The 19,708-nt window shown below is 29.3% G+C and carries 21 protein-coding genes and 1 pseudogene; 7 read left to right on the forward strand and 15 right to left on the reverse strand.

Annotated elements, in window-relative coordinates; all coding sequences use genetic code 11:
* The first annotated feature begins 17 nt into the window (after nt 1–17).
* Entirely contained in the window at nt 18–605 is a 588-nt protein-coding gene (locus tag ACMFBB_RS18570; protein WP_435262225.1) for an OmpA family protein, read from the forward strand.
* 62 nt (nt 606–667) lie between these two features.
* On the opposite strand, the gene ACMFBB_RS18575 is transcribed toward ACMFBB_RS18570, so the two are convergent.
* From ACMFBB_RS18575 to ACMFBB_RS18615, 9 genes and pseudogenes are all read right to left on the reverse strand, one after another.
* A complete protein-coding gene (locus ACMFBB_RS18575) occupies nt 668–865 on the reverse strand; it encodes a hypothetical protein (protein WP_435262226.1) in 198 nt (65 codons plus the stop codon).
* A gap of 110 nt (nt 866–975) precedes the next feature.
* On the reverse strand, nt 976–1,242 hold the full coding sequence (locus ACMFBB_RS18580; protein ID WP_435262227.1) for a hypothetical protein: 267 nt from the start codon (nt 1,240–1,242) through the stop codon (nt 976–978).
* 95 nt (nt 1,243–1,337) lie between these two features.
* A complete protein-coding gene (locus ACMFBB_RS18585; RefSeq protein ID WP_435262228.1) occupies nt 1,338–2,030 on the reverse strand; it encodes an HAD family hydrolase in 693 nt (230 codons plus the stop codon).
* Nucleotides 2,031–2,032: 2 nt separating this feature from the next.
* On the reverse strand, nt 2,033–2,767 hold the full coding sequence (gene kdsB / locus ACMFBB_RS18590; RefSeq protein WP_435262229.1) for a 3-deoxy-manno-octulosonate cytidylyltransferase: 735 nt from the start codon (nt 2,765–2,767) through the stop codon (nt 2,033–2,035).
* A gap of 236 nt (nt 2,768–3,003) precedes the next feature.
* Entirely contained in the window at nt 3,004–4,146 is a 1,143-nt protein-coding gene (locus tag ACMFBB_RS18595; RefSeq protein WP_435262230.1) for an energy transducer TonB, read from the reverse strand.
* 342 nt (nt 4,147–4,488) lie between these two features.
* Nucleotides 4,489–5,166: an energy transducer TonB gene (locus ACMFBB_RS18600; protein WP_435262231.1), complete on the reverse strand. Its 678-nt coding sequence runs from the start codon at nt 5,164–5,166 to the stop codon at nt 4,489–4,491.
* Between the two features lie 193 nt (nt 5,167–5,359).
* The gene (locus tag ACMFBB_RS18605; protein WP_435262232.1) at nt 5,360–6,289 is read right to left on the reverse strand and encodes a peptidylprolyl isomerase; all 930 of its coding nucleotides are present in this window, start codon (nt 6,287–6,289) and stop codon (nt 5,360–5,362) included.
* Nucleotides 6,290–6,316: 27 nt separating this feature from the next.
* Nucleotides 6,317–7,906: a hypothetical protein gene (locus ACMFBB_RS18610; protein WP_435262233.1), complete on the reverse strand. Its 1,590-nt coding sequence runs from the start codon at nt 7,904–7,906 to the stop codon at nt 6,317–6,319.
* Between the two features lie 24 nt (nt 7,907–7,930).
* Nucleotides 7,931–9,519: pseudogene (locus ACMFBB_RS18615) on the reverse strand (peptide chain release factor 3).
* A gap of 107 nt (nt 9,520–9,626) precedes the next feature.
* On the opposite strand from ACMFBB_RS18615, the gene idi reads away from it, so the two are divergent.
* Genes idi through ACMFBB_RS18630 form a run of 3 tightly spaced genes read left to right on the forward strand, consistent with a single transcriptional unit; the run spans nt 9,627 to nt 11,552 of the window.
* Nucleotides 9,627–10,148 (forward strand): isopentenyl-diphosphate Delta-isomerase, encoded by a 522-nt coding sequence (idi, locus tag ACMFBB_RS18620; RefSeq protein ID WP_435262234.1) that lies wholly within the window; start codon nt 9,627–9,629, stop codon nt 10,146–10,148.
* Nucleotides 10,149–10,151: 3 nt separating this feature from the next.
* A complete protein-coding gene (locus ACMFBB_RS18625; protein ID WP_435262235.1) occupies nt 10,152–10,565 on the forward strand; it encodes a 6-pyruvoyl trahydropterin synthase family protein in 414 nt (137 codons plus the stop codon).
* 6 nt (nt 10,566–10,571) lie between these two features.
* Entirely contained in the window at nt 10,572–11,552 is a 981-nt protein-coding gene (locus ACMFBB_RS18630) for a type I phosphomannose isomerase catalytic subunit (RefSeq protein ID WP_435262236.1), read from the forward strand.
* Here the strand turns inward: ACMFBB_RS18630 and ACMFBB_RS18635 are convergent.
* The 4 genes from ACMFBB_RS18635 to ACMFBB_RS18650 are packed head-to-tail and all read right to left on the reverse strand — an operon-like array spanning nt 11,549 to nt 14,649.
* Nucleotides 11,549–12,010 (reverse strand): hypothetical protein, encoded by a 462-nt coding sequence (locus tag ACMFBB_RS18635; RefSeq protein WP_435262237.1) that lies wholly within the window; start codon nt 12,008–12,010, stop codon nt 11,549–11,551. The two genes, ACMFBB_RS18630 and ACMFBB_RS18635, sit on opposite strands and share 4 nt — an antisense overlap.
* Before the next feature lie 2 nt (nt 12,011–12,012).
* Nucleotides 12,013–12,570 (reverse strand): hypothetical protein, encoded by a 558-nt coding sequence (locus tag ACMFBB_RS18640; RefSeq protein ID WP_435262238.1) that lies wholly within the window; start codon nt 12,568–12,570, stop codon nt 12,013–12,015.
* Between the two features lie 30 nt (nt 12,571–12,600).
* Entirely contained in the window at nt 12,601–13,146 is a 546-nt protein-coding gene (locus ACMFBB_RS18645; protein ID WP_435262239.1) for an RNA polymerase sigma factor, read from the reverse strand.
* Between the two features lie 60 nt (nt 13,147–13,206).
* On the reverse strand, nt 13,207–14,649 hold the full coding sequence (locus ACMFBB_RS18650) for a TonB-dependent receptor (protein WP_435262240.1): 1,443 nt from the start codon (nt 14,647–14,649) through the stop codon (nt 13,207–13,209).
* Between the two features lie 81 nt (nt 14,650–14,730).
* Here ACMFBB_RS18650 and ACMFBB_RS18655 point away from each other — a divergent pair, with 81 nt between their 5' ends.
* Together ACMFBB_RS18655 and yaaA are read left to right on the forward strand one after the other, a co-directional pair.
* Nucleotides 14,731–15,513: an MBL fold metallo-hydrolase gene (locus ACMFBB_RS18655; RefSeq protein ID WP_435262241.1), complete on the forward strand. Its 783-nt coding sequence runs from the start codon at nt 14,731–14,733 to the stop codon at nt 15,511–15,513.
* Between the two features lie 100 nt (nt 15,514–15,613).
* Nucleotides 15,614–16,372 (forward strand): peroxide stress protein YaaA, encoded by a 759-nt coding sequence (yaaA, locus tag ACMFBB_RS18660; RefSeq protein ID WP_435262242.1) that lies wholly within the window; start codon nt 15,614–15,616, stop codon nt 16,370–16,372.
* A 76-nt stretch (nt 16,373–16,448) separates the two neighbouring features.
* Here yaaA and ACMFBB_RS18665 read toward each other — a convergent pair whose 3' ends face one another.
* Nucleotides 16,449–17,327: a Brp/Blh family beta-carotene 15,15'-dioxygenase gene (locus tag ACMFBB_RS18665; RefSeq protein ID WP_435262243.1), complete on the reverse strand. Its 879-nt coding sequence runs from the start codon at nt 17,325–17,327 to the stop codon at nt 16,449–16,451.
* A gap of 89 nt (nt 17,328–17,416) precedes the next feature.
* Here ACMFBB_RS18665 and ACMFBB_RS18670 point away from each other — a divergent pair, with 89 nt between their 5' ends.
* Nucleotides 17,417–18,136 (forward strand): bacteriorhodopsin-like, encoded by a 720-nt coding sequence (locus ACMFBB_RS18670; protein ID WP_435262244.1) that lies wholly within the window; start codon nt 17,417–17,419, stop codon nt 18,134–18,136.
* A gap of 96 nt (nt 18,137–18,232) precedes the next feature.
* Here the strand turns inward: ACMFBB_RS18670 and ACMFBB_RS18675 are convergent, their stop codons facing one another.
* Nucleotides 18,233–19,660, reverse strand: a complete 1,428-nt coding sequence (locus ACMFBB_RS18675) for an L-serine ammonia-lyase (protein WP_435262245.1) — start codon at nt 19,658–19,660, stop codon at nt 18,233–18,235.
* Nucleotides 19,661–19,708 lie beyond the last annotated feature (48 nt).

Here is a 19,708-nt window from a genome sequence, read left to right on the forward strand (position 1 = left end):
AAAAGTCTATTGATACTATGTCTAAAGAAACTAAAGTTATAAATGTTGATTTAAAATTAATTCCTTTAATAGTAGGAGATCAAATTGTTATAAATCCAATTTATTTTGATTTCAATAAATCGTATATTAGAGAAGATGCAGAATATGAATTAGAGAATATTGTTACGGTAATGAAAAACCATCCTGAGATTGTATTAAAAATTGAATCTCATACTGATAGTAGAGGTAAAGACGCATACAATAAATTTTTATCAGATAAAAGAGCAAAATCAACAAGAGATTATATTATATCTAGAGGAATACCTAAAAAGAGTATAGAAAGTGCCATAGGTTATGGAGAAGAGCAGTTATTGAATGATTGTAATAATGCAAATCAAAGAAAGTGTACAGAAAAACAACATCAAGTAAATAGAAGATCCTATTTTTATATTGTTAAAGGGAGAAACAGAATTAAAGCAAAACAGCAGGCTGAGAAAATTAAGTTTAGAAAAAGAATAAGTAGACGTAATAGTTATCTGATGTTTTTGAAAAATAATTTTAAGTTAAAAGATAATCATTCAAGTCAAAATAAATGTACAAAAGATAGTGATTGTGATGAAAACTAAGCACACAATCGAATTACTATTAATAAAAAAAGGAAGGTATTTTTTAATACCTTCCTTTTTTGTTAATTTTTAACTATCGACATGCAGACATAAAGTTCAGGCTTGTTTGCCGTAAATTCTTTAAGCCAAATTGTTAATTCATTAATTTCGTGAGGAAGTAATCTATTCAAAGCTTTCTTTAATTCCTTACAAAACAAATCAGAGTTAAAACTTACTTTTTTAAGCACAGTTTTAGTGTAGTCATACATAGCTCTTGCCATTTTCAGGGGATTTGAGTTATAATTATTAATCGTAATTTACGAAAAAATATTATGTAAACAATGTTAAATTTAACCAAAAAAAAATCCAGTTTTTAAAACTGGATTTTTTATTATAAACTATTTACTTTTTGTATTAGTTCTTTAGCCTTGATTTCTAGTTCTTTACTAATGTTCTTGAAATGACTTTTTTTATTTTCAATATTTTTAGCATGCACGTTATCCAATAAACCATCAAATGTAGCTATTGCTTCATCTATAATAGCTTCAGATTTTGCTGTATCTTCTTTAGGGTTTAACAGCTCCCAAACATAACATTCTTCAATGATATCTCCTAAGGTATAATTAATATCTTTTTTTAAGTTTTTTATACTTGCCATAATTATAAATTTGGTGCAAATTTACTAGTTTTTATTCTTTTAAAATAGAATAAAAGATTAAATAATAATCTATTTCATAAACTATTAAATATTTATTATAATGAACCTAGAATATCAATAATTTTTGAGAAGGACTTATAATTTAGATTACTTGTATCTTGATTTACTTTTTCGTGCTCCCATGTAGTATGAAAAGGAATGTGAATCGCTGTAGCTCCAATGTTTAATAATGGAAGGACATCAGATTTTAAAGAATTACCAATCATTAAAAATTCATTAGGTTGAATGTCTAAATTATTAATCAATTTAGTGTAATCATTTTCTTTCTTCTCACTCATTACTTCAACATGATGAAAATATTTAATTAAACCAGATTTTTCTAATTTTCGTTCTTGATCTAATAGGTCTCCTTTTGTAGCAACAATTAATTTATAATTCTTTTTTAAATTATCTAAAACATCAATCACACCATCTAAAATTATTACAGGTTTTTGAAGCATTTCTTTACCTATGTTTATAATTTCACTTATTGTGTTTGGTTTAATTGTATTGTTAGATAGTTCCAAAGCACATTCTATCATAGAAATAACAAAGCCCTTAATTCCATAGCCATAAATAGATAAGTTTTCAATTTCTTTTTTATATAATTCTTGATGTATTTTATTTTCTGTTTCGTAGTTAGATAATAGAGTAGCGAATGTATTTTCAGCTTCCCTAAAGTAGGTTTCATTTACCCATAGGGTATCATCAGCATCGAAAGCTATAACTTTAATTTGTTTTTTAATCATATTTATTGTTTTGATAAATATTTTTTTGCTTTTTCTAAATCTTCAGGTGTGTCAATACCAATACTTTCAATTTCCGTTTCTATCATTTTTATTTTCTTACCAACTTCTAAATATCTGATACATTCAATTTTTTCAGCAGCTTCTAAAGGTGTTGTGGGAGTATTATAAAAATCTAATAAAGCTGACTTTCTGAAGGCATATACTCCTTTATGTTTGTAATAAGTTATATTTTGATCCTTTTCTCTACGAAAAGGAATAACACTTCTTGAAAAGTATATTGCAAAGTTATTTACATCTGTAATTACTTTCACATTATTTGAATTCTCAATTTCTTTTTTTTCTTTGATAGGAACTTTTAAAGAAGCCAAATCAATTATTTTAGTAGTATCTTTTTTAAAAACAGAGATTAATTTTTTTAGTGATATTGTATCAATAAATGGTTCATCACCCTGAACATTTACAACAATGTCAGTTTCTATGTTTTCAACAGCTTCAGCTATTCTATCAGAACCACAATCATGTTCTTTTTTACTGATAATTATTTTTCCCCCTATGTTCTGAATTGTTTGTGATATAATTTCAGAATCAGTCACTACATAAACTTCATCAAAAAGCTTAGATTTAAGTGCTGCTTCATAAGTTCTAACAATTACAGGTTTTCCTGCCAAGTCTTTCATTAACTTTCCAGGAAATCTTGATGCTTGATATCTTGCAGGTATCATTGCAATAATAGTCATAAGTTGTTTTTTTATGTATAATAACTCCAAAGATACTATTTTAAAGGTTTACTATAATATCCTAACTAATTTATGATAGATGATTAAATTTTCAGAATCAGTAGATGGTAATAAATGTTCAAACTATTTATATTTTAAAGTTTTGTTTATTCTGTACAATGAATCATAAATAAAAATCCTGAAACTTAATTGTTTCAGGATTTTTATTTATGTTATATGATGAATTTTGATAAACCTTAGTCGTTTAATTTAAAATTAATAGGTATCGTGTATTGTACATTAGCTAATTGACCATCTTGCTTACCAGGAATAAACTTAGGTAACTTTGTAACCATCCTTTTAGCTTCTAACTCTAAAAGTTGTCCATTTTTAGGACCTCTCATTTGTACATTTCTTACTTTACCTTCTTTATTTATAACAAAGGTAACCCATACTTTTCCTTCAATATTCTTCCTTGCAGCGATTTCAGGGTAGTTAAAGTTTCTTTGAATATGACTAATCATTCTTTCATTAAAACAATTTAATCTTTCAAAATCAGAAGCTTTAGCACATGCCTTGAATTGAGGAATTGATTGAACTTTGTTAAATTTAATAATGTTAGTAAGACGCTCTTCTTTAACAACAGGTACTACTTTTTTAACTGGTGCTTTTTTGATTACTTTTCTTGCTACTGCATTTTTATTATCTTTTCCTTTTGATCCAGGAACTTTAAAAGTAATAGGAATACCATATTTTACTTTTACAACTTTTCCGTTATGTTTACCTGGAATGAATTTAGGTAATTCAGTTACTAATCTCTTAGCTTCTTTTTCTAATAATTCTCCACCCTTAGGCTCACGCATTCTGATATCTTGAACAGCTCCATTTTCATTAATAGTAAATTGAACTAACACTCTACCTTGAATCTCTTTTTTTAATGCTTCTTCAGGATATTTAAAATTTCTCAATATGTGTTTATTCATTTGCTCTTCAAAACATTTAGCTTGTTTAATAAGAGGTTGACTTTCACATTTTGAAAATAATGGTATTTCTTCAACAATATTGAATGGTATTTTTTTAAGAGCTTCTCCTGAATCTTCTAACTCTAATTTACCAACTAACAAAGTTTTTTTCTTAACATCAGCTAATTGATGAGAGTTACTTGAACCACCAATTGCAGATACTGCTGATTTGTTTTTACGAACAACACGTCTTCTTGTAGAGACTTCAATTGATACTTGTTTTTTGGCTGAACCATCAGCACCTTTTACATCTTCTACTGCACACTTAGTTATACTATTTGGGTCAGCAATACTTTCATCTGGAGTAGCACATTGCTCTTGAGCTGTAGCTATAAAAGAACATAATATAGCTATAATTAACAAGGGGAATCTCATCATAATCTTGCTTAATTTAGGGGTTAATAATTTTGATTAACTTGGTAAACATAACAAAACAAATTTTAATTTCAAAGAAAAATAACAATTTCTTTACACTTAAATTAATATTTATTTCGTCAACTTTAAAAATGCTTTTCAAAGTAAAGTTCTATTATTATGACGCAAAAATATGGAAAAAGTTACAAAAACAAGCGATTATTTGTTTAAAAATTAACTAGTTAAGTGTTTTTTTTTGCTTTTTTTATTCATTCTCCCTTTGTTTTACAGGACTCATGCAGTAATTGTTAAAGTTTAAACTTTTCCTCTTTTTTTAATGGAATTTTAATTTTTCCTACTTTTTTGTTATTCACTTGTTAAGTTAATTGAGAAAACATAATCTACATTAACAGGCAATCCATTTATTTTACCAGCTTGTAAATTAGGTAGTTTAGATAATATTTTTAAGATTTCCTTTTTTAATTTTTTGCTCTTTTTTAAACTTAATATTTTCGGGGTTTTAATACTTCCATCAATACCAATAATAAATCGAATAATTACTTTTCCTGTAATATTTTCTTCTGCTATTGTCTCTGGATCAAAATTATTGATAAAATGACTTTGCATTTTGTTTTTAAAGCATTCAATATTTTCTTTTTTATTTTCATTTAAGCATGAAGGAAACATTGGTATTTCATCTACAAGTTCAAATAAAATATTTTTAGTGTTAATTTTATTTGTAGAGTTATTAGATGTGTTAATTAATGCTTCTTTTAAATTATTAGTTAAGCTTAAGTTAGATTTTATACGTTTAGGAGTTGTTTTAAATCTGCTAGTAACTCTTTTTCTTGATGACTTAGTGGTTCTTATTATTTTTCGTCGTATCGGTTTTACTTCTTTTTCTTTTGCACTATTTATTTGGCACTTACTGATGGATATACTATTTAAATCTGTTATAGTGTCTTCTGAGGATTTACAAACTTCTTGACTAAAAGTATGTAGTGAAATTAAATAGAATATGGATATTAAAAAAAATGCTTTCATGATTTATAGGTCTTGCTTGGTTGATGTAAATTTCCTTTTTTTACACCAAAATATCTTTACCTAAATATCATAAATGCATTAAGTAATCTTATACTCAATGTTAGGAATGTTAATTTATAATTAATAGAATATTTATAAAAAAATAAAACTCTCATAAAATGAGAGTTTTATATAAAAATACGTATTTATTTAGTTATTTTACGTTCATTAATTCAACATCAAAAATTAATGTAGCGTTAGGAGGAATTACTCCTCCAGCACCAGCTTCACCATAAGCTAAATTTGATGGTATAACTAAACGTGCTTTGTCACCAACTTTTAAAAGCTGAATACCTTCATCCCAACCAGCAATTACTTGTCCAACACCAATAGCAAAATCGATTGGTTGTTTACGCTTGTAAGAAGAATCAAAAACAGTTCCGTCTAACAACTGTCCTTTATAATGAACAGATACAGTTGCCCCTTTTGTGGCTTGTATACCATCACCTTGCTGTAAAACTTTGTAGCGTAATCCACTTGCTGTTTCATCATATCCAGCAGCTACAGAGTCTAACAATTCTTTTTGTTTAGCCTTTTCTTGTTCTTCACGTTGCTCTCTAGCACCTTCAAAAGTTCTAAAAGCTTCAACAGCATTAAAAGCTTCAGCTGTATCACCTACACGAATTATTTCTATATTCATTTCGTCTTCTTGAGCTACAGCGTCAACTACATCTTGACCTTCAATAACACTTCCAAAAACGGTATGTTTACCATCTAACCATGGAGTAGCTACATGGGTAATGAAAAATTGAGAACCATTAGTTCCTGGTCCAGCATTTGCCATAGATAATTTACCAGGAGCATCATGTTTTAATTCAGGATGAATTTCATCATCAAATTTATACCCTGGATTTCCTGTTCCTGTTCCTTGTGGGCAACCACCTTGAATCATAAAGTCAGGAATAACACGGTGAAACTTTAATCCATTATAATAAGGAGTTCCTTGAGGTTTTGCTGAGTTTTCTAAATTACCTTCTGCTAAAGCAACAAAATTACCAACAGTACCAGGTGTTTTTTCGTATTCTAAATTCACTAAAATATTCCCTTTAGAAGTAGTGAACTTTGCATAAATTCCGTTATTCATCTTTTTAATTTTAAAAACTATTTTACATTATTTTGAAGCGGATAAACTAGCAAAATTGAAGTTAAATCCGATATTAATATTTGTTGATTTGACATTGCCAAAAGGCGAATATAGTTTACCGCCAGATGCAGTAAGAGAAAAATTATTAGTTATATTGTAATTTAAACCTGCTGTGGGCCTAATGATAATACCTTCATCAGTATCAACTCCAGCTCCGCCTGCTGCACCTGCTGTTAAGTCAATGAAAGCATTTAATTTATTATTTAAAAAAGAATTTGTCTTAAATCCTAAACCAACTAAACCATGTGCATATCCTCCTGATTGTCCCTCATAAGCAAAACCAGCTTCACCAATTAAGTAAGTGTTTTTGGTTAGGTCATAGTTAAATTGTAGCGCCAATAATTGTAAATCGACAGAGTATATTTTATTAGGAGGGTCTTTTTTAGCAACATTAAAATATGATTGATTTTCAATACTTAATGCTATACCTTGAGTTTTAAAAGTAGTAATTTTATCATCAGAAGATGTTTTAGTACCTCCATTTAACCCCATATACTTTATACCGAAACCAACGGTGTATGCTTCTAAATCTCCTGCTAGTGCCCTGTAATACCCACCATGGCCACTTAAAGCAATATTATTTGATAGTTTTAAATCTACTCCAATAGATGGATAAACCATTAATCCACCTTCAGGAGCAATTCGACCTCCTGCTGCTCCAATCCCTATTTTAGTAAAAAGATTAATAAATTTAGATTGATATGGATGGAAACCAGCACCAAAAAATAAGTCCATAAAACCAGCACGTAATCCCTTGTAAATAGCGTCTGTATGTACAAATAAGAATGTGTTTTCACTTAAATATTTTTGATATTCAAAACCAAGTACATATAGGGTTTCAGTTAAAGGTGTTCGGTCATCTTTTTTTGATTTTCCAAATGGAATAAAAAAATCAAAACGTACTTGTTGTACATTGTTAATAGCCTTACGTTTCCAAAAATCGCTTGAAGACAGGTCAGAATTAATAAAATTTTGATGAGCAGTATCGTAATTAGAAAAACGTAAAAGACTAGGGATTTCTATAAAGAATGAAACAGAGTTACTTTTTATTTCTCCAGAATAAAAATTCACATGACTATATTGAATACCAAAAGAGTAATTGTTTTTTTTATATTGTAGACCAATATTTGGGTTAATAAAACCACCGTCATTAACATATCTTCTGTAACCACCACCTCCACCAAAATGGAAGTTAGCGTCAAAGTATAAGTTTTTGTATAGTTGTTTATTAATTCCTAATTCAACACCTAAAGTAAATAATCCCCCTTGATCTCCTGTTAAGGCAGCATGCATTGCTGCGCCACCATATAACCAATTGTTGAAAGGTATTTGGTAATGTAAACCCATCATCCCCATAGTTGATTCTAAATTTGAAAACTTGTTCGAAGGCATCTGAACAGGAATAAAATTTAATCGAACTTTGTTATGTAGTTCCTTTCCTTTTAAAAGAGCTAAGCTTTCTTGTGAAAAAGTAAATAAAGTAAATAGAAACAAAAAGCTGAAAAGCAATAATTTACTTTTCGTTTTTCCAGCATTAATTAGTGGCATTGCTATCATGACAACTCATAGTTTTAATATTGTTTACTGAAACTCACTCGTAAAATGTAATTTTACGCTAGGGTATTTGCTTTGCGTCATTTGAATCGTAAAAGCAGAATCGGCTAAAAAGACTAATTGCCCTTGTTTGTCTTTTGCTAAATAACGTTGTTTAACACGTTTAAATTCTTTAAATTCTTCATTTTTAGGGTCCTCTGGTTGTACCCAACAAGCTTTGTGAACAGAAATGTTTTCATAGGAACATTTAGCTCCATATTCATGTTCCAAACGATATTGTATTACTTCATATTGTAAAGCTCCAACTGTACCAACAATTTTACGCCCATTCATATCCATTGTAAATAATTGAGCAACACCTTCATCCATTAATTGATCTAATCCTTTATATAGTTGTTTAGCCTTCAGTGGATCAGCATTATTTACATAACGGAAATGTTCTGGAGAGAAACTTGGAATACCTTTGAAGTTTAACTGTTCTCCTTCTGTTAAGGTGTCTCCAATCTTAAAATTTCCAGTATCGTGTAAACCTACAATGTCACCAGGGAAAGATTCATCTACAATTTCTTTTTTCTCAGCAAAAAAAGCGTTCGGACTAGAGAATTTTACTTTCTTTTTGTTCCTAACATGCAAATAAGGAGTGTTTCTTTTAAAAGTACCGGATACAATTTTTACAAAGGCTAAACGATCACGATGCTTGGGTCCATATTTGCATGTATTTTAAATACAAAACCGGTTAGCTTTTCTTCTTTAGAATCTACTACTCGTTCTTCAGCTTTTTTTGGTTGTGGTTGTGGAGCAATATCAATAAAAGCATCTAATAGCTCTTTTACCCCAAAATTATTTAATGCTGAACCAAAAAATACCGGTTGTAATTTTCCTTCTAGATATTCTTGTTGATTAAATTGAGGGTATATTCCATATACCATTTCAATTTCTTCTCTTAATGTTTGAGCAGCAGTTTCTCCAATAATTTTATCTAATTCAGGGTTGTTGACATCATTAAATTGTACACCTTCTGAAATCGTTGTTTTATTGTCTCCTGAAAAGATATTAAGTTTCTTTTCCCAAATATTATAAATTCCTTTAAAATCATATCCCATTCCAATAGGAAAACTCATAGGAGTTACATGAAGACCTAGTTTTTGTTCAACTTCATCTAATAAATCAAAAGCGTCTTTTCCTTCACGATCTAGCTTATTGATAAAAACTAGCATTGGAATGTTACGCATCCTACATACTTCAACAAGTTTTTCTGTTTGAGGTTCTACACCTTTCGCTACATCAATAACCACAATAACACTATCAACAGCGGTTAATGTTCTAAAGGTATCTTCGGCAAAATCTTTATGCCCAGGTGTGTCTAAAATATTTATTTTTTTGTTTTTGTAAATAAAAGCCAAAACAGAAGTGGCAACAGAAATACCTCTTTGACGCTCAATCTCCATAAAATCAGAAGTAGCTCCTTTTTTTATCTTATTATTTTTTACCGCTCCAGCCTCTTGAATAGCTCCACCGAATAATAATAATTTTTCAGTTAAGGTTGTTTTTCCAGCATCTGGATGTGATATAATTCCGAATGTACGTCTTTTCTGTATTTCTTCTAAAAAACTCATCTATAAATTTTAAGGTTGCAAAGATACATTTAATTATAAAACCGTTCAAAGTATTAATTGTTGAACTGCTGTCAATTTTGTAAGTTTGCTTTCATTAATTTCGGCAAATGAAAGAACAGGTTATTTTAGTTGATGAACAAGACAATCCTATTGGGTTAATGGAAAAAATTGAAGCTCATGAAAAAGCACTATTACATCGTGCTTTCTCTGTTTTTGTTTTTAATGATAACGGAGAGTTAATGTTACAACAAAGAGCTAAAGAAAAATATCATTCACCTTTACTTTGGACAAATACATGTTGTTCTCATCAACGAGACGGAGAAACTAATATTAAAGCTGGCAAACGTCGTTTACAAGAAGAAATGGGATTTGTTTGTGAGCTTGAAGAGGTTTTTAGTTTTATATACAAAGCTCCTTTTGATAATGGTTTAACTGAGCATGAATTAGATCATGTACTTGTAGGTAAATTTAATGACGCTCCATTAATTAACAAAGAAGAGGTGGAAGCTTATAAATGGATGCCATTTGAAGAGGTTAAAATAGATATTGTTAAGAGACCAGAAATTTATACTGAATGGTTTAAGATAATTTTTAAGGAGTCTTACGATAAAATTTATAAACTTATATAATGTATGCCAAAAGTTACTGTACATAGAAAAGCTCATTTTAACGCTGCTCATAGATTATTTAATAAAAAATGGTCTGATGAAAAGAATTTTAAGGTTTTTGGAAAATGTAGTAACCCTAATTATCATGGACATAACTACGAGTTAATTGTTTCTTTATCAGGTGAAATTGATAAAGAAACAGGATATGTTTATGATTTAGGAAAATTAAAAGAGTTAATTAAAATAGAAATAGAGGATGTTTTTGATCATAAAAATTTAAACTTAGATGTGGAGGAGTTTATGGATATAAATCCTTCAGCTGAAAATATAGCTGTGGTAATTTATAACAAGTTACGATTAAAAATAGAAAATGAATTTGATTTAAAAATCACATTATACGAAACGCCTAGAAATTTCGTAACCTATAGCGGTGAATAAAATTATATGATAGACCAATTACTTAGATTTAAACCTATATTAAAACAAAAAATATGGGGAGGAGAGAAATTAAAAACTGTTTTAAACAAAAAAACGGAAGAAAGTTCTATTGGTGAAAGTTGGGAGATTTCTGATGTAAGAGGAGATGAATCTGTAGTAAGTAATGGTGAGTTTGTTGGTACTACTTTAAAAGAACTTTTGAAGAGCTATAAAAGTAGTTTAGTTGGTAATAGTGTTTATAAAGATTTTAAAGATGATTTCCCTTTACTAATTAAATATATTGATGCTAAAGAGGTATTGAGTGTGCAATTACATCCAAATGATAATATGGCTAAACAGAGGCATGATTCTTTTGGTAAAACAGAAATGTGGTATGTAATGCAAGCTGATGAAAAGTCAAACATTATTGTTGGTTTTCAAAAAGATTCTAATGAGGAAGAGTATTTATATCATTTAAAGAATAAATCATTATTAGAAATTTTAAATATAGATGAAGTTTCTAAAGGTGACGTATATTTTATTCCACCTGGTAGAGTCCATGCCATAGGTGGTGGAGTTTTAATCGCTGAAATACAACAAACATCTGATATAACCTATAGAATTTTTGATTGGGATAGAAAAGATAAAGATGGTAGCTATAGGGAATTACATACCGATAAAGCTTTAGAAGTTATAAACTACAAATCACAAGTTTCATATAAAACTAATTATGAAAAAAAACAAAATGAAGCGACTAAAGTTGTTTCTTGTGTTTATTTTACCACTAATGTATTGCCTGTAAAAGGAGAGTTTTCTATAAATCATTACGAAAAAGATAGTTTTGTGATTTATATGTGTGTTGCAGGAAATGTAACTTTTACCTACAAAAACCAAATAGAAAAACTAACAATGGGGGAAACGATTATGGTTCCTGCTTGTTTAAAAGATTTTGTTATTACTTCTTCTGAAAAATCAGAATTATTAGAAGTGTTTATGCCTAAACATTAACGTTCTTTTCTTTTATTATGGTGTAGCTTTTTCATTATTTTCCATTTAAATTCGTGTTCAGCGATTTCAAGTGTTAATGATTTTTTATAGGAAAGGAATGATGATATTTTATCAAAAAACACATCTTTTAAAGCAGTTTTCTTTTTATTGATTGATTTTATTCTTGCTAATATTTCTTTAGCATCTTTTTCTGAGATATTCTTAATATCGCCATTTTTTGAAATACGTTTTTTTATTTTGTATCGCTCTTCTCTATGAAGTTGTCTCATTTTTTTGCTGTAATCATTATATATAGGCCAAAACTGTTGAGCTTCATCTTCAGTTAAATTAAGTTTTTCAGTTATATATGCAATTTTATATGCTAGTATTTTACTTTGTTTCTTTCTTTTTAATTGAGCTTGCAAATAGAAGCTAGAAAAAAGAAAAAATATAACGATAAATAATGTTTGTTTTTTCATTTTTATTCTATTTCATTAAAAATTGTACTGTCTTCAATGGTGTTTAAGTATTCTTCTAGATTGTCATTATTTAAATTAATTGAAGTAAGGATGTCTTCTTCAAAATTTAAATTAGTTGAATTAATAGCTACTGACAGGTCTTCTTCATTAGTAGTTAAATATCCATTTTCATACCATTCCTCGATTTCAGCTGCAGTTATATTGTTAAAATCAATAATTTCATTAGTTGTATTAAAATTAAAATAAGTATAACTTACAAAAAGAAGAATACAAGCAGCCACTGCTGTAGGTATAAGTTGTATTGTTTTTTTATAGAATGATATAACTTTACTCTTTGGTTGTTTCTCAATGGCAGTTATTTTATTTATAATTGAGTCTTCTAAATTATCAAAGTAGTTATCAGGTGTTTTAAAAGGACTCTTTTTATTAAAAGAAGCATAGCTCTCAATGAGTATTTTTTCTTCAAAATTTTCAAAATAATTCTTAGGAACAGTAAAACCATTAACCTTCTTGGTTTGGTTAGATATGTATTTTATACTATCCTTTATGTTATTGTTCATATTTATTGGACTTACTTTATGTAAAAAGGTTTAATGACTATTTTTAATATACGTCTCAATTTTTTTTACAGCATGATGATATGAGGCTTTAAGACCACCAATACTTAAGTTTAAAATTTCTGAGATTTGACTGTATTTCATGCTATCAAAATATTTCATGTTAAAAATCAATTGCTGTTGCTGAGGAAGTGTAGCAATAGCTTTTTGCAGAATTATTTGAATTTCATCACCATTAAACCAGTAATCACCATTTAAATTAGAGGTTAATTGTTGTTGATAATCATTTATATCAACATTTTTACTTTTTGCTTTTTTGTTTATATAAGTTATGGCTTCATTAGTAGCTATTCTGTACATCCAAGAAAATAACTTACTGTCTCCTTTAAATGAATCAATATTTTTAAAAACTTTAATAAAAGTATTTTGCAAAACATCATCAGCATCATCGTGAATTAAAACAATTTTACGAATGTGCCAATATAAACGTTCTTTATATTCAGATATTAAAATTTTGAACGCAATCTCTTTAGTAGAGGCATCCTGTAGTTGATTAATAAATGTTATCTCGTCAGTCAACTAATTTAGTTTAGCTGTTAGACTATAAATTTATTAAAAGGTTTAACTTAAATGTAAAAATTATTTTCTTTTTTTGAAAAATCCAAATAAGCGTTTTTCCTTAATAGTTTCTGAAACACCTTTAGGTAACATTTCTTGCCAGCCTTCTTCATCATCTTTAATCATTTTAAGAACTTTACGGGAAAAAATACTTAAAATTTCAGGGTTAAAACCTTTAATGTCTACTAGTTTACCGTTTGATTTGAAAAACTTATAAAGTTCTTTTACTCTTGGATGAACTTTCAAGTTTTCGCTTGTTATATATTCACCTGATTCTTCTTCTTTGTATGGATACATGTAAACTTTTAAATCTCTATAAAAAAGTTTACCAAATGCTTCCAGAATTCCACCACTTAAACTACGGTAGTACTTCTCGTCAAAAATTTGAATTAGATTGTTTACTCCCATAGCTAAAGCCATGCGCTCTTTAGTAAATTCACTAAAATATTCAACTAATTTGAAATATTCTTGATAATCAGTAATCATTACGTTTTGACCAAGAGAACACAATAATTCAGCTCTGTCTAGAAAATCTCGCTCATTAATTTTTCCTTCAGCTTTAAGATTACTTAAAGTTATTTCAAAAATTATTTGAGTTTTTTCAGGGTCAACCTTCTTTTCAGCTAAAAAGAGTTCCTTAGATTTCTCAAACATGTCCATATTTACTTTAGTAACTGGTCTGAAACTACCACGTAAAGCAAGAATGTTACGTTTATATAATACTTGAGCAGGTAATAAATTATTACCATCAGAGTCAAACATTACGGCATTGGTCATACCGTTCTTAACTAGTTGTAAGCTCATTAATCGATTATCAACATACATGAATCTAGGTCCAGAAAAGTTTATCATATCTATCTCCAAACGATCTTTATCTATGTTGTCATAAAAAGATTTAAGAAGTTCTTTAGGGTTGTCATTTAAATAAAAAGCACCATAAACAAGATTTACCCCTAAAACCCCTAAGGTTTCTTGTTGTAATCTAGCATCGGTTTCTTTAAAACGTAAATGTAAAACAATTTCATTATAGTCTTCTAGAGGATCAAGTTGAAAACGAATTCCAACCCAACCATGTCCTTTAAATTTTTTTGAAAAATTTATAGTTGCTACTGTATTAGCATAACTAAAAAAAAGTTTGTCAGGATGTTTTTGGCGATCTAAACGTTCTTCAATTAAATCCATTTCATGCCTAAGCATCTTTTTTAACCTAGCTTCAGTAACGTATCGATTATCTTTTTCAATGCCATAAATGGCATCAGAGAAATCTTTGTCATATGCACTCATAGCCTTTGCAATTGTACCAGATGCACCACCAGCTCTGAAAAAATTTCGAACGGTCTCTTGTCCTGCTCCAATTTCTGCAAACGTACCATAAATATGGGCGTTTAAATTGATTTTTAAAGCTTTGGTTTTAGTAGTTTGTACTGGATTTATTTTTTGATCTCCCTTTAACGTAATTGCCATTTCGTTATTTTTTGTTACGTGACGCAAATGTACTGAAAATTGAAACTATCAGTCAATTTTTATTGTATTTTTGTGTTACACATGAGCAAAAAAAAACAAATAAAAGTAACTTTTTTAGGAACAGGCACTTCTACAGGAGTTCCTATGATTTCAAGTAATCATCCTGTAGCGTTTTCAAAAGATCCTAGAGATAAAAGATTAAGGTCTTCTATAATGCTTTCATGGGATAATGTTAACTATATTATTGATTGTGGACCAGATTTTCGACAACAAATGATTCGGGAAGGTGTTGAGTCGATAAATGGAATATTATTTACACATGAACATTCTGATCATATTGCTGGTTTTGATGATATAAGACCTTTTGGATTTCGAATGGGTAAAGTACCTATATACGTAACTGATAGAGTACTCAAAGCTTTGCAAAAAAGATACGATTACGTCTTTGCGACTGAAAATAAGTATCCTAGCGCTCCAACAGTCGAAGTAATACCAGTTTCACATAAAAAAGAATTTGAATTAAATGGAGTTGCTGTTAATCCTGTAGAAGTTTTACATGGTAGTTTACCTATTTTAGGATATCGTTTTAATGATATAGCTTACATAACAGATGTTAAAACTGTTTCAAAGGAAGAAAAAGAAAAGCTTAAAAGTTTAGATGTTTTAATAGTAACTGGCTTAAGAAAAGAGCCTCATGCAACGCATTTTAATATTGACGAAGCATTAGCATTTATAGAGGAGGTAAACCCCAAAAAAGCTTATTTAACTCACATTAGTGAACTTTTAGGGTTTCATGAAGAGGCAGAGAAAGAGCTACCTAATAATGTTTTTTTAGCTTATGACGGTTTAAGTGTTCATGGGTAGATAAGTTTTAATGATGTGAGAATAGAATTAAATTACTTAAAAAGGCATCATTATTTTGTAAACCTTTATATTTTTAAAAATTATAAAAAGATAGTTACCAATGAAAATTATAATATCACCAGCTAAATCGTTAGATTTTGAAACTAAAGCAACTACTAGCTTGCATACCGAGCCTAGGTTTGCAGATAGGTCAGAAGTATTAAATACTAAATTAAAAACATTATCTAAGAAAAAATTATCTGAGTTAATGAAAATTTCTGATGATTTGGCAACATTAAATTATGAAAGAAATCAAGCATGGAGTCTTCCTTTTACTTTGGATAACGCTAAGCAGGCTATTTATGCTTTTACTGGAGAAGTTTTTAGAGGTATAGATGTTGTTAATTTACCTGAGAGCAAAGTTTCTGTCTTACAAGATAAATTAAGAATATTGTCTGGATTATACGGTTTGTTAAGACCTCTTGATTTGATTCAGCCGTATAGATTAGAAATGGGAACTAAGTTAAAAGTAGGTAGTGCTGATAACCTGTATAAATTTTGGGATGACCAATTAGCAAAATCGTTAAATGAAGAACTTAAAGACGAAGAAGTTTTAATAAACTTGGCAAGTTCTGAGTATTTTAAAGCGCTTCCAAAAAAGGTGTTGAAAGTACCTTTGATAACTCCAGTTTTTAAAGATTTTAAAAATGGCCAGTATAAAATCATCATGACGTATGCAAAAAAGGCAAGAGGTTTAATGGTTCGTTATATTATTGAGAATGATATAGAAACTATAGAGCAATTGAAAGGTTTTAATGTTGATGGCTATGGTTTCTCTGAGGAAATGTCTACAAATAGTGATTTAGTTTTTACAAGATAAAAAAAAGTACCCTAAACAGGGTATTTTTTTTGTATGTGATAGAACTTTAAAGTACAAATAAAACTTTACTTGTATATTATTTCTTTTTTATCAAATTCATAAATAGCATTACAAAAATATGAGGAGTTGAAATTGCAAATAAAACTCCAAATACAATACTTTCAAAAAGGTAACTATTTCCAAAAAAATAGTAGATGAAATATACAGATATTAAGCTTAGTAGCCATAGTGCAAAGGATTTTTTAAGATATAGCTTTAAGGTTGATTTTGAAATTTTTTTATGGAGAAAAAGTATTTGGTCATAAATAGAAGGAATACTATGCCATATGATGAAATATAAGCTAAATCCCACAATAAGTGAACTTGCTTTAAAAAAAATAAAAAAGAATACAGAGTATATAATTTCTTCAAAGATAGTACTATAATCTCCGCTTTTGTAATAATTCACGAATAAAGTTGTAAAGTAAAAGCATCCACTCACAATAGTGAAGGTTTTAAATATATTTGGATGTAAATTAAGTCTGAAAAGTTCTGACGAAATACTGATAACTTCCTCATATTTATTAATAAATAATAGAGAGAAAATAAAAAGGCCATGAAATGAATACATCCAAACTTCTATTTGTTTTCTGTTTATTTTTTTTTTGTGTAAATGTTGTTCTCCGAAATGATAAGAACTTAAAGTTATGAAAGCAATAAATGTTATTGTTTTTGAGAAAATGAATAGAATAATGGATATAAAGAGAATGACTATGTAAGTAGTTACCAGCAATAAGTTAGAACTATTGTTTTTATTAAGTTTTTTAATTAATTGAATATCGTTACTACCATGATATATGCCTAAAGTCATAACTGAAAAATAGGATATTATTACTACAGTTTGATTAGGGATAAACATAAATAACCATAAAAAAAATATGCTTATAAATATTTTATAGTGTTGATTTTTTGACATTTATCTAATTTATTTATAGTAAAGTTACAATTTTTTTATTAACTTTGTTTAACTTAATCTAGTTTTTGTTAAACAAAATATTTAATATTATGAATTACTTAATTAATTTTTTTACAATTGGTAAAATCGCAACTGACGATTATGTAGGTTTTACTTTTTTTGTCGGATGTATGGCAATGATGGCCGCATCGGTATTTTTCTTCTTATCAATGAGTTCTTTTGATAAAAAATGGAGGCTTTCTATTTTAGTGTCTGGATTGATAACTTTTATAGCAGCTGTTCACTATTGGTACATGAGAGACTATTGGGGAGCATACCAAGATTCTCCAACCTTTTTTAGGTATGTTGATTGGATTTTGACCGTTCCTTTAATGTGTGTTGAGTTTTATTTAATCTTGAAAATTGCAGGCGCGAAAAAGTCATTAATGTGGCGTTTGATTTTTCTATCAGTAGTAATGTTGATAACTGGTTATATAGGTGAGGCGGTTGATAGGTCGAATGCTCAATTATGGGGTCTTATATCTGGTTTAGCTTATTTTGCGATAGCGTATGATATTTGGTTTGGTAATGCAAAAAAACTTGCAATAAAAGCTGGTGGTTCTGTACTGAGTGCTCACAAAGCTTTATGTTGGTTTGTTTTGGTTGGTTGGGCTATTTATCCGTTAGGATATATGGCAGGTACACCAGGTTGGTATGATGGCTTAAATGGTCTGAGTATGGATGTTATTTACAATATAGGTGATGCCGTAAATAAAATAGGCTTTGGTTTAGTTATATACAATTTAGCTGTTCAGCAAACAGGGGAGTAGTTCTTTTAGCACATGGGTATTAATACCCATGTGCTTTTGTAATTTAAAAAACTTAAAATAGCTTATTATTAATGGTTGTTTTTTTCTCTAGAAAGATTAGCAGTCTGCCAAACCAACTGTTATCGCTAAACCTCCTTCAGAAGTCTCCTTGTAATTTCTATTCATATCTTTTGCAGTTTCCCACATAGTGTCTATAACCTTATCTAAAGGAACTAAAGAGTCTTTAGGGTCTGTTTCTAAGGCTAATTCAGCAGCATTAATTGCTTTTATAGCGCCCATTGCATTACGCTCAATACAAGGAATTTGAACTAAACCACCAATTGGATCACAAGTTAAACCAAGGTGATGTTCCATAGCTATTTCTGCAGCTACTAAACATTGAGAAGGAGTACCTCCTAAAAGTTCAGTAAGTGCACCTGCGGCCATTGCAGAGGAAACTCCAATTTCGGCTTGGCAACCTCCCATTGCTGCAGATATTGTAGCATTTTTCTTAAACACACTACCAATTTCACCTGCAACTAGTAAAAATTTTTTGATATGTTCAAAGTTAGCATCATGGTTTTCTATAACTAAATAGTACATTAAAACTGAAGGAATTACTCCTGCGCTTCCATTTGTGGGAGCTGTAACAACTCTTCCTAAAGAGGCATTAACTTCATTTACGGCTAGTGCACAACAGCTTACCCATTTTAAAATTTCTCGAAATTTAACTTCAGTACTTCTTATGGCAGTAACCCATTCTTCTTTATTAGAGTATGTCGCTTCTTTAATTAATTTTTTGTGAGTTTCAAAGGCTCTTCTTTTTACATTTAACCCTCCAGGTAATGTCCCTTTAGTATGACATCCAATATACATACACTCAAGCATTGTATTCCAAATGCGCAATAACTCAGAGTCAATTTCTTCTTCAGTTTTTAAAACTAATTCGTTTTGTAAAACGATTTCAGATATTTTTTTGTTTTTTGAATTACAATAGTCTTCTAGTTTAGATGCCCTATTTATAGGAAAAGGAAAATTCTGCTTATTAATCTCTGTGGTAGTTGAAGTTTTAACTTCTTCTTGAATAACAAAGCCTCCGCCTATAGAGTAATAGGTTTCACTAGATATTTCAATATTTTCTTTAGAGAAAGCTTTGAAAGTTAGTCCATTAGAGTGGAATGGAAGGAAGTCTTTATTAAAAACAACTTGGTCAAAAGAGAAGCTTAGGTCTTTTTCTGCGTTGAAATTAAGAGTGTTTGTTTCTTTTATTTTAGAGATAATGTGCTCTATATTGTCGATAGGAATATACTCTGGGTCAGTTCCGCTTAAACCTAATAGTACAGCTAAATCAGTAGCATGTCCTTTACCAGTTAAAGACAAAGACCCGTAAAGATCAACTTTTATTGAGGAAATGGTTTCAATAAGTTTGTCTTTTTTTAGTTTTTGAATCCATTGTTGAGCTGCTCTCCATGGACCTAAAGTGTGTGAGCTTGAAGGGCCTACACCAATTTTTAACATATCAAAAACGCTAATAAATTGTGACATAGTAATTAGTTGTTTGTAACGGGCTAAAATAAAAAAATCCTGCATTAA

Origin of the sequence: Tenacibaculum sp. nBUS_03, assembly GCF_051201695.1 — a bacterium.
Classification (GTDB): Bacteria; Bacteroidota; Bacteroidia; order Flavobacteriales; family Flavobacteriaceae; genus Polaribacter.

Excerpts from the sequence above, each read along its gene's own strand:
- ACMFBB_RS18570 (WP_435262225.1), top strand. The coding sequence starts at position 18 with ATGTCTAAAGAAACTAAAGTTATAAATGTTGATTTAAAATTAATTCCT.
- ACMFBB_RS18575 (WP_435262226.1), bottom strand. The coding sequence starts at position 865 with ATGGCAAGAGCTATGTATGACTACACTAAAACTGTGCTTAAAAAAGTA.
- ACMFBB_RS18580 (WP_435262227.1), bottom strand. The coding sequence starts at position 1,242 with ATGGCAAGTATAAAAAACTTAAAAAAAGATATTAATTATACCTTAGGA.
- ACMFBB_RS18585 (WP_435262228.1), bottom strand. The coding sequence starts at position 2,030 with ATGATTAAAAAACAAATTAAAGTTATAGCTTTCGATGCTGATGATACC.
- kdsB (WP_435262229.1), bottom strand. The coding sequence starts at position 2,767 with ATGACTATTATTGCAATGATACCTGCAAGATATCAAGCATCAAGATTT.
- ACMFBB_RS18595 (WP_435262230.1), bottom strand. The coding sequence starts at position 4,146 with ATGATGAGATTCCCCTTGTTAATTATAGCTATATTATGTTCTTTTATA.
- ACMFBB_RS18600 (WP_435262231.1), bottom strand. The coding sequence starts at position 5,166 with ATGAAAGCATTTTTTTTAATATCCATATTCTATTTAATTTCACTACAT.
- ACMFBB_RS18605 (WP_435262232.1), bottom strand. The coding sequence starts at position 6,289 with ATGAATAACGGAATTTATGCAAAGTTCACTACTTCTAAAGGGAATATT.
- ACMFBB_RS18610 (WP_435262233.1), bottom strand. The coding sequence starts at position 7,906 with ATGATAGCAATGCCACTAATTAATGCTGGAAAAACGAAAAGTAAATTA.
- idi (WP_435262234.1), top strand. The coding sequence starts at position 9,627 with ATGAAAGAACAGGTTATTTTAGTTGATGAACAAGACAATCCTATTGGG.
- ACMFBB_RS18625 (WP_435262235.1), top strand. The coding sequence starts at position 10,152 with ATGCCAAAAGTTACTGTACATAGAAAAGCTCATTTTAACGCTGCTCAT.
- ACMFBB_RS18630 (WP_435262236.1), top strand. The coding sequence starts at position 10,572 with ATGATAGACCAATTACTTAGATTTAAACCTATATTAAAACAAAAAATA.
- ACMFBB_RS18635 (WP_435262237.1), bottom strand. The coding sequence starts at position 12,010 with ATGAAAAAACAAACATTATTTATCGTTATATTTTTTCTTTTTTCTAGC.
- ACMFBB_RS18640 (WP_435262238.1), bottom strand. The coding sequence starts at position 12,570 with ATGAACAATAACATAAAGGATAGTATAAAATACATATCTAACCAAACC.
- ACMFBB_RS18650 (WP_435262240.1), bottom strand. The coding sequence starts at position 14,649 with ATGGCAATTACGTTAAAGGGAGATCAAAAAATAAATCCAGTACAAACT.
- ACMFBB_RS18655 (WP_435262241.1), top strand. The coding sequence starts at position 14,731 with ATGAGCAAAAAAAAACAAATAAAAGTAACTTTTTTAGGAACAGGCACT.
- yaaA (WP_435262242.1), top strand. The coding sequence starts at position 15,614 with ATGAAAATTATAATATCACCAGCTAAATCGTTAGATTTTGAAACTAAA.
- ACMFBB_RS18665 (WP_435262243.1), bottom strand. The coding sequence starts at position 17,327 with ATGTCAAAAAATCAACACTATAAAATATTTATAAGCATATTTTTTTTA.
- ACMFBB_RS18670 (WP_435262244.1), top strand. The coding sequence starts at position 17,417 with ATGAATTACTTAATTAATTTTTTTACAATTGGTAAAATCGCAACTGAC.
- ACMFBB_RS18675 (WP_435262245.1), bottom strand. The coding sequence starts at position 19,660 with ATGTCACAATTTATTAGCGTTTTTGATATGTTAAAAATTGGTGTAGGC.